The organism is Paenibacillus lutrae (assembly GCF_009757775.1).
Taxonomy (GTDB): Bacteria; Bacillota; Bacilli; order Paenibacillales; family NBRC-103111; genus Paenibacillus_F; species Paenibacillus_F lutrae.
Window position 1 is genome coordinate 19,002 of record NZ_RHLK01000020.1, and the last position, 11,139, is coordinate 30,140.

Below are 11,139 nucleotides of genomic sequence, written 5' to 3' on the forward strand. Positions count from 1 at the left end.
TTTTCGATTAATCGATAGCTTCGCCGGATTTTTTCGCGATGCGTACTTTCTTGCCGTTTTCCAGGACCTTGTAACCTACACGAGTCGGTTTGCCGCTCTTAGGATCCACTAGCATAACGTTGGATGCGTGGATTGTAGCTTCCTGATTGATGATTCCGCCTTGCGGATTCGCCTGAGAAGGTTTTGCATGCTTCTTGATCATGTTGATTCCTTCAACCAGAACACGATTCTCACGCGGGTAAGCTGCGATAACGCGGCCTTTCTTGCCTTTGTCTTTGCCGGAGATAACAAAAACCGTGTCATCTTTCTTTACATGCAGTTTATTGTTATGAGATTCAAGTCTCTTTTTCGTTCTTGGCATGTTGATTACACCTCCTAAGCTTTCGATGGAAAGCTAACTTCGTAAGAGCTGCCGAACTTTCATAAGAAAGTTGCGCCGCAATTATTACTACGCTGCCTGTGTTAGATAACTTCAGGAGCAAGAGAAACGATCTTCATGAAGTCTTTATCACGAAGTTCACGAGCAACTGGTCCGAAAATACGAGTTCCACGAGGGCTCTTATCATCTTTTACGATAACTGCCGCGTTCTCATCAAATGTGATGTAAGAACCGTCTTTACGACGAGCACCGCTCTTCGTACGTACGATTACCGCCTTAACAACATCACCTTTTTTGACAACGCCCCCTGGTGTTGCTTCTTTCACAGAGCAGATGATCAAATCACCGATACTGCCTACACGACGTCCAGTACCACCAAGTACACGAATGCACATCAGTTGTTTCGCACCGGAATTGTCCGCAACCTTTAAACGAGATAATGGTTGGATCATGTTAGTCCCTCCTTTCGGAATATATCTGTTGTTTAAACAATAACAGCTTTTTCAACGATCTCAACGAGACGGAAACGCTTGTCTTTGGACAATGGGCGAGTTTCCATGATTTTCACGGTGTCGCCGATTTGCGCTTCGTTGTTCTCATCGTGAGCTTTAAACTTCTTCGTATATTTAATCCGCTTGTGGTACAGATCGTGTTTTTTGTATGTTTCCACGGCAACAACAATGGTTTTTTCCATTTTGTCGCTGACCACTTTACCGACCTGGACTTTACGTTCGTTACGCTCTGCCATATACGAGCCCTCCCTTCTGAATTTGCTTAACCAATCCCGAGTTCTCTTTCACGCAAAACAGTTTTCGCACGGGCGATCTCTTTGCGCAGCTTCTGAATTTGAACCGGGTTATCCAGTTGTCCGGTAGCTAGTTGAAAACGGAGGTTAAAGAGTTCTTCCTTAAAGCCGGAAATTCTTTGTTCGATTTCAGCAGTGGTTAAGTTGCGGAATTCACTAGCCTTCATGTGCTTCACCACCCACTTCTTCTTTCTTCACGAACTTACATTTAACCGGGAGCTTGTGCATAGCAAGACGCATAGCTTCGCGAGCAACTTCTTCGCTAACACCAGCCAGTTCGAACATTACCTTGCCGGGCTTTACAACAGCTACCCACTTCTCAACGTTACCTTTACCACTACCCATCCGGACTTCAAGAGGCTTTTGAGTGATTGGTTTCGCAGGGAAGATTTTGATCCATACTTTACCGCCACGTTTGATGTAACGTGTCATAGCAATACGAGCAGCCTCGATTTGACGGTTAGTAATCCATGCAGGCTCAAGAGCTTGCAGACCGAATTCACCGAATGCAACTTCAGTGCCGCCTTTAGCGCGACCTTTCATTTTACCGCGGTGTTCTTTGCGGTGTTTTACACGTTTAGGTACTAACATGATTAGTTGCCTCCTTCCGATTGAGCCTTTTTCTTAGCTGTCGGAAGTACCTCTCCACGATAGATCCATACTTTAACGCCGATCCGTCCGTAGGTCGTATGCGCTTCAGCTGTACCATAATCGATATCCGCACGAAGCGTGTGGAGTGGAACTGTTCCTTCGCTGTATCCTTCCGTACGGGCGATTTCCGCTCCGCCCAAACGTCCGCTGGTCGAAACTTTAATACCTTTAGCTCCCGCTCTTTGCGTTCTTTGCATCGCTTGTTTCATAGCACGACGGAAAGATACGCGACGCTCTAACTGTTGTGCAATGCTTTCTGCAACGAGGACAGCGTCGAGCTCAGGGTTTTTCACTTCAGCGATGTTGATGTGAACTTTTTTCCCTGTCATTGTAGCAATGTAGTTGCGGATAATTTCTACTTCCGCTCCACCTTTACCGATAACCATACCAGGCTTAGCGGTATGAATCGTCACGTTCACGCGATTAGCCGCGCGCTCGATGTCGATATGAGAAAGTGCAGAATCTTTCAGTTTGTTCTTCAGATACTCACGAATTTTAACGTCTTCCATTAGCAGATCGCCGAAATCTTTCTCAGCGTACCATTTGGATTCCCAATCGCGAATAATACCAATTCTCAGACCTACCGGGTTTACTTTTTGACCCACACGTTATCCCTCCTTATTTCTCAGATACCACAACAGTAATGTGGCTGGTACGTTTATTAATGCGGCTCGCGCGACCCATGGCACGAGGGCGGAATCTCTTCATGATCGGACCGTGGTTTACATACACTTCACTGATCACGAGTTTGTTAGGATCCATCGAATAATTGTGCTCTGCGTTGGCAATTGCTGAGTTCAAAACCTTCTCCACGATAGGAGAAGCTGATTTAGGAGTATGGCGTAGGATTGCAACCGCATCGCCTACTTGTTTGCCCCGAATCAAATCAACTACCAGTTGCACTTTGCGAGGAGCGATCCGAACGAATTTAGCAGCAGCTTTAGCTTGCATAGTAGTACCTCCTCTCACTAAAAATAACGATTAGCGTTTTCCGGTTTTCTTATCGTCATCATGACCTTTGTACGTACGAGTTGGTGCAAACTCACCTAGTTTGTGTCCAACCATATCTTCTGTAACGTATACAGGCACATGCTTTCTTCCGTCATAAACCGCGATAGTGTGACCCACGAACTGAGGGAAAATAGTAGAACGGCGAGACCAAGTTTTGATTACGGTCTTTTTGCTGCCTTCGGTTTGCTCCTCAACTTTTTTCATGAGGTGTCCATCGATAAATGGACCTTTTTTCAAACTGCGACCCATAGAAGCGCCTCCCTTCTCTGAACATTGAGATATTCAGATGTGTATAAATTACTTCGTACGACGACGTACAATGTACTTGTCAGAAGCTTTGCCTTTTTTACGAGTTTTATAACCGAGTGTCGGTTTACCCCAAGGGGACAACGGAGACTTACGGCCGATAGGAGCGCGACCTTCACCACCACCGTGTGGGTGATCGTTCGGATTCATTACTACCCCGCGGACTTCTGGTCTCTTGCCAAGCCAACGATTACGTCCGGCTTTACCGATCTTAACGAGTTCGTGATCACCGTTACCAACGGATCCGATAGTCGCACGGCAAGTTTTCAGCACTTTGCGAACTTCTCCGGAGGAAAGACGAATTGTCACGTACACATCTTCTTTACCAAGCAGTTGGGCTTCGGTACCAGCAGCACGTACCATTTGTCCGCCTTTACCAGGCTTCAACTCGATGTTGTGGATAACTGTACCGACCGGAATGTTCTCCAGTGCAAGCGCGTTACCAACTTTGATATCAGAACCAAGTCCGGATTGGATTTGATCATCAACCTTCAAGCCTTTTGGTGCCAGAATGTATCTTTTTTCACCGTCTGCGTAGTGGATCAGAGCGATGTTAGCGGAACGGTTCGGATCATACTCGATTGTAGCAACGCGACCTGGAATGCCGTCTTTGTTGCGCTTAAAGTCGATGATACGATATTTACGCTTATGACCGCCACCATGATGACGAGTCGTGATTTTACCTTGGTTGTTACGACCAGCTTGTTTACTCAGAGGAGCAAGCAAAGATTTCTCCGGTGTGGATGTCGTGATCTCTTCAAAAGTAGATACGGACATTGCACGTCTTGCTGGAGAGGTCGGTTTATACTTTTTAATTGGCATCTGTGTTACCTCCTTACTTTAGAGATTTTATTATACCGTTTCAAAGAACTCCAGTTCCTTGCTGTCTGCACTCAGTGTCACGAAAGCTTTCTTCCAAGCGGAAGTATAACCGGAATGACGACCTTGACGCTTCGGCTTAGCTGGCATTCTCAGCGTGTTTACGCTACTCACTTTAACTTTGAAGATCTCTTCGATCGCTTGTTTGATTTCCGTTTTGTTCGCACGGAGTTCAACTTCGAATACATACTTCTTGTCAGCCATCATTTCAGTAGAACGTTCTGTGATGACTGGGCGCTTGATTATATCGCGTGGGTTTTTCATTGCGCAAGCACCTCCTCTACCTTCTGAACCGCATCCTTCGTAATGATCAATTTGTCATGAACCATTACGTCGAGTACGTTGATTCCATCAGCAACAACGAACTTCACTCCCGGAATGTTACGAGCGGAAAGTGCTACGCTGTCTTCGTAAGATGCAGCAACAACGAGTGCCTTACGGTCTACGTTGAGGTTCTTCAGAATCGCTACGAATTCTTTCGTTTTCGGAGCATTCATTTGAAGCTGATCTAATACGATAATGTCATTCTCAATCACTTTAGATGAAAGAGCCGACTTAATTGCAAGACGACGAACTTTCTTAGGCAATTTGTAACCATAGCTGCGAGGAGTCGGTCCGAATACTACACCGCCACCCTTCCATTGTGGAGCACGGATACTACCTTGACGTGCACGTCCGGTTCCTTTTTGTTTCCAAGGCTTACGTCCGCCGCCGCGTACTTCAGAACGTCCTTTTACCTTGTGGGTACCTTGACGAACAGATGCTTGTTGCAATAGAACCGCTTCATGCAGAGCATGTACGTGAGGTTCGATACCGAACACAGCATCAGACAGTTCAACTTCACCGACCTGAGAGCCGGATACGTTATATAGCGCTACTTTTGGCATCAGTCTTCCTCCTTTCTTACTTTTTCACCGCGGATTTCACGCTTACGTAGCTGTTTCTAGGACCCGGAATGGAGCCTTTAACCAGGATTACGTTACGATCCGCATCGACTTTAATAACTTGCAGGTTTTGCAGGGTTACTGTCTCGCTACCCATATGTCCTGGCAATTTCTTGCCCTTCATAACACGGTTAGCTGCGATGGAACCCATGGAACCCGGACCACGATGATAACGGGAACCGTGAGACATCGGACCAGTGTGTTGATTATGTCTTTTGATTACGCCCTGGAATCCTTTACCTTTGGATGTACCAGACACGTCAACAAATTCACCTTCGCTGAACAGATCTGCTTTCAGCTCTTGGCCTACTTCATATTCTCCAAGTGTCACACCACGAAATTCTTTAATGTAGCGCTTAGGAGCAGTGTTAGCCTTCTTTGCATGACCAATTGCAGGCTTAGTTGCATTCTTTTCTTTCTTGTCGGCAAAACCGATCTGGATCGATTCGTAACCGTCGTTATCGATATCTTTCTTCTGCAGAACCACACATGGTCCAACTTCGATAACAGTTACAGGCACGACGTTTCCTTCTGGTGTAAATACTTGAGTCATTCCAAGTTTTTTACCTAAGATACCTTTCATTCGTTGACACCTCTCTTCCTTATCGTTTCTTCTATTTAATCTTACAATTTAATTTCAATGTCAACACCGGACGGCAAGTCCAGTCTCATCAAAGCGTCCACAGTTTGTGGTGTAGGATTCACGATATCGATCAAACGCTTGTGTGTGCGTTGCTCGAATTGCTCACGAGAATCTTTGTATTTGTGTACCGCACGTAGAATCGTAACAATTTGCTTCTCAGTTGGAAGCGGAATCGGACCGGAAACACTTGCTCCGGAACGCTTGGCAGTTTCTACGATTTTCTCAGCTGATTGATCGATCACTCTGTGATCATAAGCTTTTAAACGAATACGAATCTTTTGCTTTGCCATATAAGTCCCTCCTTCTATCGCCCAATTTATTATCGGACATACTCCGTGAAAATCCCCTGACAACCTTTCCCATGGCAAAGGGGCCGGGTGTGTCAGCAACCTCTCACATCATCGCAACGTCACAGACCAACGCTAACTATTATATCGAATACAATTGATAAATGCAACATTTTTATAAGACAAATATCTAGAAACTTTTAAGTCAATAGGATCTGTCTTAAAAACGGCATTCGATTTATTGTTTCTACTATTATAGTGAGATCCGTTCTGAGTTGACGCCGCGCATACATCCGGAACTTATTTCGGCAATGTATTACTGTATACAACTATGTTTATTAGAAAAGCCCTGCCACCAAGGGCAGGGCCTTCGTCTTACTCCGTTACAGTACAGGGGTCTCGTTACAGTACGTGTTGCTTATGAAATCGTCCGAGGACGATAAATTACTTAATGATTGTTGCTACTGCACCGGCACCAACAGTACGTCCGCCTTCACGGATCGCGAACTTAGTACCTTGCTCGATAGCGATTGGGTTGATCAGTTCAACCGTTACAGTGATGTTATCACCAGGCATAACCATCTCAGTGCCTTCTGGCAGGTTGATGATACCTGTTACATCAGTTGTACGGAAGTAGAACTGTGGACGGTAACCAGTGAAGAAAGGCTTGTGACGGCCACCCTCTTCTTTAGTCAGTACGTAGATTTGAGCTGTAAAGCTAGTGTGCGGCTTAACCGAACCCGGCTTCGAAAGAACTTGTCCACGCTCGATGTCATTACGGTCAACACCACGAAGCAGTGCGCCGATGTTGTCACCAGCTTGAGCGGAATCAAGAAGCTTACGGAACATTTCTACGCCTGTAACTACGCATTTGCGAGTTTCTTCAGCGATACCAACGATTTCAACTTCGTCTTGTACTTTAACAGTACCACGCTCTACACGGCCTGTAGCAACTGTACCACGACCTGTGATGGAGAATACGTCCTCGACAGGCATAAGGAAAGGCTTGTCAGTTTCGCGTTCTGGTTGCGGGATGTAAGTATCAACTTGCTCGAAGAGCTCGATGATTTTGTCAGCCCACTCGCCATCTGGGTTTTGAAGAGCTTCACGAGCGGAACCACGAATGATCGGAGTGTCGTCGCCTGGGAACTCATACTCAGAAAGAAGGTCACGGATTTCCATTTCAACCAGTTCAAGAAGCTCTTCGTCTTCAACCATGTCACACTTGTTCATGAATACGACGATGTAAGGAACGCCTACTTGACGGGAAAGAAGGATGTGCTCGCGAGTTTGCGGCATAGGGCCGTCAGCTGCGGATACAACCAGGATAGCTCCGTCCATTTGCGCAGCGCCTGTGATCATGTTTTTAACATAGTCGGCGTGACCTGGGCAGTCTACGTGTGCGTAGTGACGGTTAGGAGTTTCGTACTCAACGTGTGCAGTGGAGATTGTGATACCACGCTCGCGCTCTTCTGGTGCTTTATCGATTTGGTCGAATGCTACTGCAGCTCCACCATATCTTTTGGACAGTACAGTTGTGATTGCAGCTGTCAGGGTTGTTTTACCGTGGTCGACGTGACCGATAGTACCGATATTAACGTGCGGTTTATTACGTTCGAATTTAGCCTTTGCCATGTTAAACAATTCCTCCTTGAAATAAATTTTAAAACTAGTTTTATATTAAGCGCCTTTGTGCTTTGTGATAATTTCTTCAGCAATGGACTTAGGCACTTCTTCATAATGAGAGAGTTCCATGGAGTATACGCCGCGACCTTGTGTTCTAGAACGAAGAGTCGTGGAGTAACCGAACATTTCGGAAAGAGGTACTTTAGCGCGGATGACTTGTGCACCCGAACGAGAGTCCATACCTTCGATGCGTCCACGGCGGGAGTTCAGGTCACCCATTACATCGCCCATGTACTCTTCTGGTACAGTTACTTCTACCTTCATGATCGGCTCAAGCAGAGCAGGGTTACATTTGTCCTTAGCTGCTTTAAGAGCCATGGAGCCGGCAATTTTAAACGCCATCTCATTGGAGTCAACATCATGATAGGAACCGTCAACGACAGTCGCTTTGATATCAACAACAGGGAAACCGGCGATTACACCGTTCTTCAGGGATTCTTCAATACCAGCTTGAATTGGCGCGATGTATTCACGTGGAATAGCACCACCGACGATTTTGCTTTCGAAGACAAAACCTGAACCTGGTTCAAGCGGTTCGAACTCAACCCAACAATGTCCGTATTGACCACGGCCACCGGATTGACGAACGAATTTACCTTCAACTTTAGCACCCGATTTGAAAGTTTCGCGATAAGCAACTTGAGGCTTACCTACATTGGTGTCCACTTTGAACTCGCGACGCATACGGTCAACGATAATTTCCAAGTGAAGCTCACCCATACCTGCAAGAATCGTTTGACCGGTTTCTTCATCAGTATGTGCGCGCAGTGTAGGATCTTCTTCAGTAAGCTTAGAAAGCGCGATACCCATTTTATCTTGGTCTGCTTTAGTCTTAGGCTCAACTGCGATTTCGATAACCGGATCAGGGAAGTTCATGGACTCCAAGATTACCGCATTCTTCTCATCACAGAGGGTGTCGCCTGTACCTGTATCTTTCAAACCTACAGCTGCCGCGATATCCCCGGAGTGAACTTCGGAAATCTCTTGACGGCTGTTAGCGTGCATTTGAAGAATACGGCCTACGCGCTCACGCTTACCTTTAGTTGCATTCAATACATAAGAACCGGATTGCAATACGCCGGAATACACACGGAAGAACGTGAGTTTACCTACGTAAGGGTCGGTCATGATTTTGAATGCAAGTGCAGCAAACGGTTCGGAATCGGAAGATTTGCGAGTTGTTTCAGTTCCATCTTCAAGCAAGCCCTTGATGTCAGGAACGTCAATTGGAGCAGGCAAATAATCGATTACAGCGTCCAACATAGGCTGAACGCCTTTATTACGGTAAGAAGATCCGCAGATAACCGGGAAGATTTGAACGTTTACTACACCTTTGCGGAGAGCCGCTTTCAGTTCAGCAACCGTAATTTCTTCACCTTCCAGGTATTTCATTGTAAGCTCTTCATCAAGCTCAGCGACCTTCTCAACGAGTTCCAAGCGGAGTTCGGCAACTTTATCCTTGTACTCTGCAGGGATCTCGATATCTTCAACATCTTTACCCATGTCATCCTTATAAAGGATGGCCTTCTCTTCTACGATATCGATGATACCGACAAAGTCGTTCTCAGCACCAATCGGCAGCTGAATAGCTACGGCATTGGCACCCAACTTTTCGCGCATCGAATCGACAACTCCCAAGAAGTCGGCACCGATGATATCCATTTTGTTAACATATGCAATACGTGGAACGCTGTACTTATCAGCCTGTCTCCATACGGTTTCAGACTGAGGCTCTACGCCTTCCTTCGCACTGAATACACCAACAGCTCCATCCAATACACGCAGGGAACGTTCAACTTCAACAGTGAAGTCAACGTGCCCCGGGGTATCAATGATATTGATGCGGTGACCTCTCCACGCAGCAGTGGTAGCGGCGGAAGTAATCGTAATTCCGCGCTCCTGCTCCTGCTCCATCCAGTCCATCGTAGCTGCACCTTCGTGCACCTCTCCGATTTTGTGGGTACGGCCTGTATAGTACAGAATCCGTTCGGTTGTGGTAGTCTTACCGGCATCAATATGTGCCATGATCCCGATGTTACGTGTATCTTTTAAGGAGAACTCTCTAGCCATGGTTATGTCTCCTTCCTAATTCGAGGATCTAAATCCTACCAACGGTAGTGAGCAAACGCTTTGTTCGCTTCTGCCATTTTGTGTACATCTTCACGTTTCTTCACAGAAGAACCTGTGTTGTTACTAGCATCAATAATTTCAAATGCCAGTCTCTCTTCCATGGTTTTCTCACCACGAAGACGAGAGTAGTTTACGAGCCAGCGAAGACCAAGTGTCGTGCGACGCTCTGGTTTAACTTCGATTGGAACCTGGTAGTTAGCACCACCGACACGGCGGGATTTAACTTCAAGCACCGGCATGATGTTCTTGATGGCTTGTTCGAAAACTTCCATCGGCTCCTTACCGGTACGTTCCTGAATCATTTCAAACGCGTTATATAGAATAGATTGTGCTACCCCTCTTTTACCATCGATCATGATGCGATTGATGAGACGAGTAACTAATTTGCTGCTATATATCGGATCTGGCAATACGTCTCTGCGTGTTACTGGACCTTTACGAGGCATAGTGATCCCCCTTTCCCAAAAAATAAATACTTTCTTTCATACAAAAGACAGATTACTTCTTAACTTTCGGACGCTTCGTACCATATTTGGAACGAGCTTGCATACGGTTGTTAACACCGGAAGTATCCAGTGCACCACGAACGATGTGGTAACGTACCCCTGGAAGGTCTTTCACTCTACCTCCGCGAATCAGAACAACGCTGTGTTCTTGAAGGTTGTGTCCGATACCTGGAATGTATGCTGTAACCTCTACACGGTTCGTCAAACGCACACGAGCGTATTTACGAAGTGCGGAGTTTGGCTTCTTCGGAGTCATTGTACCTACACGAGTACATACACCGCGTTTTTGCGGAGCGCTGAGTTCCGTAGATTCTCTTTTCAAAGCGTTAAAACCTCTTTGAAGAGCCGGGGATTTCGACTTAACAACTTTAGCTTGACGTCCTTTACGGACTAACTGGTTAATTGTTGGCATGCTGCCACCTCCTCTCTAGTGTATACATCTTACCTTTATTGCAAGCCCACAGATCCAGGCGAGTCATAAATAAGCAAAGGGAAGTTTTTGTTTTTAGACTCAGCAAAAAGTAAGCTGTTTCTCGCATGAGATCTAGAAACAAAAACATCCGGCCTTGCTATTCATTTATGATTGCAGCCACCGCGGCCCCAACATCAATTCCGCATGCTTTCCCAAGCAATTTCATAGAATCTACGTAGGTTATCTCTATTCCAGATTTCAAACAGAGATTTACAATCTTATCTATCATACGTGGATCTGCATCTTTGGCAACAATAACTTCTAGTGCTTTACCAAGTTCAACACTTTTCGTAGCTTGCTTTGTGCCGACACTTAATTTCGACGCCTGCTTGACTTTGTCATATGTCATATTCCACATCCTCCAAAGTACAGGTAAAGATATTAATTTAGGCACACTTCGATATATTAGCATCTTGCCAGGGCAGTGTCAAGAAAATTGC

18 protein-coding genes are annotated in these 11,139 nt (G+C 45.9%); all 18 read right to left on the minus strand.

The genetic code is table 11. From position 1 onward, the window contains the following. Positions 1-7 precede the first annotated feature (7 nt). On the minus strand, positions 8-361 hold the full coding sequence (gene rplX, locus EDM21_RS22450; RefSeq protein WP_235918330.1) for a 50S ribosomal protein L24: 354 nt from the start codon (positions 359-361) through the stop codon (positions 8-10). A 101-nt stretch (positions 362-462) separates the two neighbouring features. Continuing rightward, positions 463-831, minus strand: a complete 369-nt coding sequence (gene rplN, locus EDM21_RS22455; RefSeq protein WP_068777687.1) for a 50S ribosomal protein L14 — start codon at positions 829-831, stop codon at positions 463-465. Between the two features lie 32 nt (positions 832-863). Continuing rightward, positions 864-1,127 (minus strand): 30S ribosomal protein S17, encoded by a 264-nt coding sequence (rpsQ, locus tag EDM21_RS22460; protein ID WP_157338640.1) that lies wholly within the window; start codon positions 1,125-1,127, stop codon positions 864-866. Between the two features lie 26 nt (positions 1,128-1,153). Continuing rightward, positions 1,154-1,351, minus strand: coding sequence for a 50S ribosomal protein L29 (rpmC, locus tag EDM21_RS22465; RefSeq protein WP_068777685.1), 198 nt, complete (start codon positions 1,349-1,351; stop codon positions 1,154-1,156). Beyond that, positions 1,341-1,775: a 50S ribosomal protein L16 gene (gene rplP / locus EDM21_RS22470; RefSeq protein WP_068777684.1), complete on the minus strand. Its 435-nt coding sequence runs from the start codon at positions 1,773-1,775 to the stop codon at positions 1,341-1,343. Before rplP ends, rpmC begins: the two co-directional genes overlap by 11 nt. A 2-nt stretch (positions 1,776-1,777) precedes the next feature. Further along, on the minus strand, positions 1,778-2,440 hold the full coding sequence (gene rpsC, locus EDM21_RS22475; protein ID WP_068777683.1) for a 30S ribosomal protein S3: 663 nt from the start codon (positions 2,438-2,440) through the stop codon (positions 1,778-1,780). Positions 2,441-2,453: 13 nt separating this feature from the next. Next, entirely contained in the window at positions 2,454-2,786 is a 333-nt protein-coding gene (gene rplV / locus EDM21_RS22480) for a 50S ribosomal protein L22 (protein WP_068777682.1), read from the minus strand. A 30-nt stretch (positions 2,787-2,816) separates the two neighbouring features. Beyond that, complete coding sequence (rpsS, locus tag EDM21_RS22485; protein ID WP_068777681.1) at positions 2,817-3,095, minus strand: 30S ribosomal protein S19; 279 nt, start codon at positions 3,093-3,095, stop codon at positions 2,817-2,819. A 48-nt stretch (positions 3,096-3,143) separates the two neighbouring features. Beyond that, positions 3,144-3,974: a 50S ribosomal protein L2 gene (gene rplB / locus EDM21_RS22490; RefSeq protein ID WP_068777680.1), complete on the minus strand. Its 831-nt coding sequence runs from the start codon at positions 3,972-3,974 to the stop codon at positions 3,144-3,146. Between the two features lie 30 nt (positions 3,975-4,004). Next, on the minus strand, positions 4,005-4,295 hold the full coding sequence (gene rplW, locus EDM21_RS22495) for a 50S ribosomal protein L23 (protein WP_068777679.1): 291 nt from the start codon (positions 4,293-4,295) through the stop codon (positions 4,005-4,007). Next, positions 4,292-4,918, minus strand: a complete 627-nt coding sequence (gene rplD, locus EDM21_RS22500) for a 50S ribosomal protein L4 (RefSeq protein ID WP_068777678.1) — start codon at positions 4,916-4,918, stop codon at positions 4,292-4,294. The genes rplW and rplD overlap by 4 nt, the downstream gene beginning before the upstream one ends. 16 nt (positions 4,919-4,934) lie before the next feature. Beyond that, positions 4,935-5,558: a 50S ribosomal protein L3 gene (gene rplC / locus EDM21_RS22505; RefSeq protein WP_157338641.1), complete on the minus strand. Its 624-nt coding sequence runs from the start codon at positions 5,556-5,558 to the stop codon at positions 4,935-4,937. A gap of 41 nt (positions 5,559-5,599) precedes the next feature. Beyond that, positions 5,600-5,908 carry a 30S ribosomal protein S10 gene (rpsJ, locus tag EDM21_RS22510; protein WP_068777676.1) on the minus strand — a complete coding sequence of 103 codons (309 nt, stop codon included), beginning with the start codon at positions 5,906-5,908 and terminating at the stop codon, positions 5,600-5,602. A gap of 441 nt (positions 5,909-6,349) precedes the next feature. Beyond that, a complete protein-coding gene (gene tuf / locus EDM21_RS22515; RefSeq protein ID WP_068777675.1) occupies positions 6,350-7,540 on the minus strand; it encodes an elongation factor Tu in 1,191 nt (396 codons plus the stop codon). Positions 7,541-7,585: 45 nt separating this feature from the next. Continuing rightward, positions 7,586-9,661 (minus strand): elongation factor G, encoded by a 2,076-nt coding sequence (fusA, locus tag EDM21_RS22520; RefSeq protein WP_068777674.1) that lies wholly within the window; start codon positions 9,659-9,661, stop codon positions 7,586-7,588. 35 nt (positions 9,662-9,696) lie between these two features. Beyond that, the gene (gene rpsG, locus EDM21_RS22525; protein ID WP_068777673.1) at positions 9,697-10,167 is read right to left on the minus strand and encodes a 30S ribosomal protein S7; all 471 of its coding nucleotides are present in this window, start codon (positions 10,165-10,167) and stop codon (positions 9,697-9,699) included. Between the two features lie 52 nt (positions 10,168-10,219). Continuing rightward, entirely contained in the window at positions 10,220-10,639 is a 420-nt protein-coding gene (gene rpsL / locus EDM21_RS22530) for a 30S ribosomal protein S12 (protein ID WP_068777672.1), read from the minus strand. A gap of 157 nt (positions 10,640-10,796) precedes the next feature. Continuing rightward, positions 10,797-11,048 (minus strand): ribosomal L7Ae/L30e/S12e/Gadd45 family protein, encoded by a 252-nt coding sequence (locus EDM21_RS22535; protein ID WP_157338642.1) that lies wholly within the window; start codon positions 11,046-11,048, stop codon positions 10,797-10,799. Positions 11,049-11,139 lie beyond the last annotated feature (91 nt).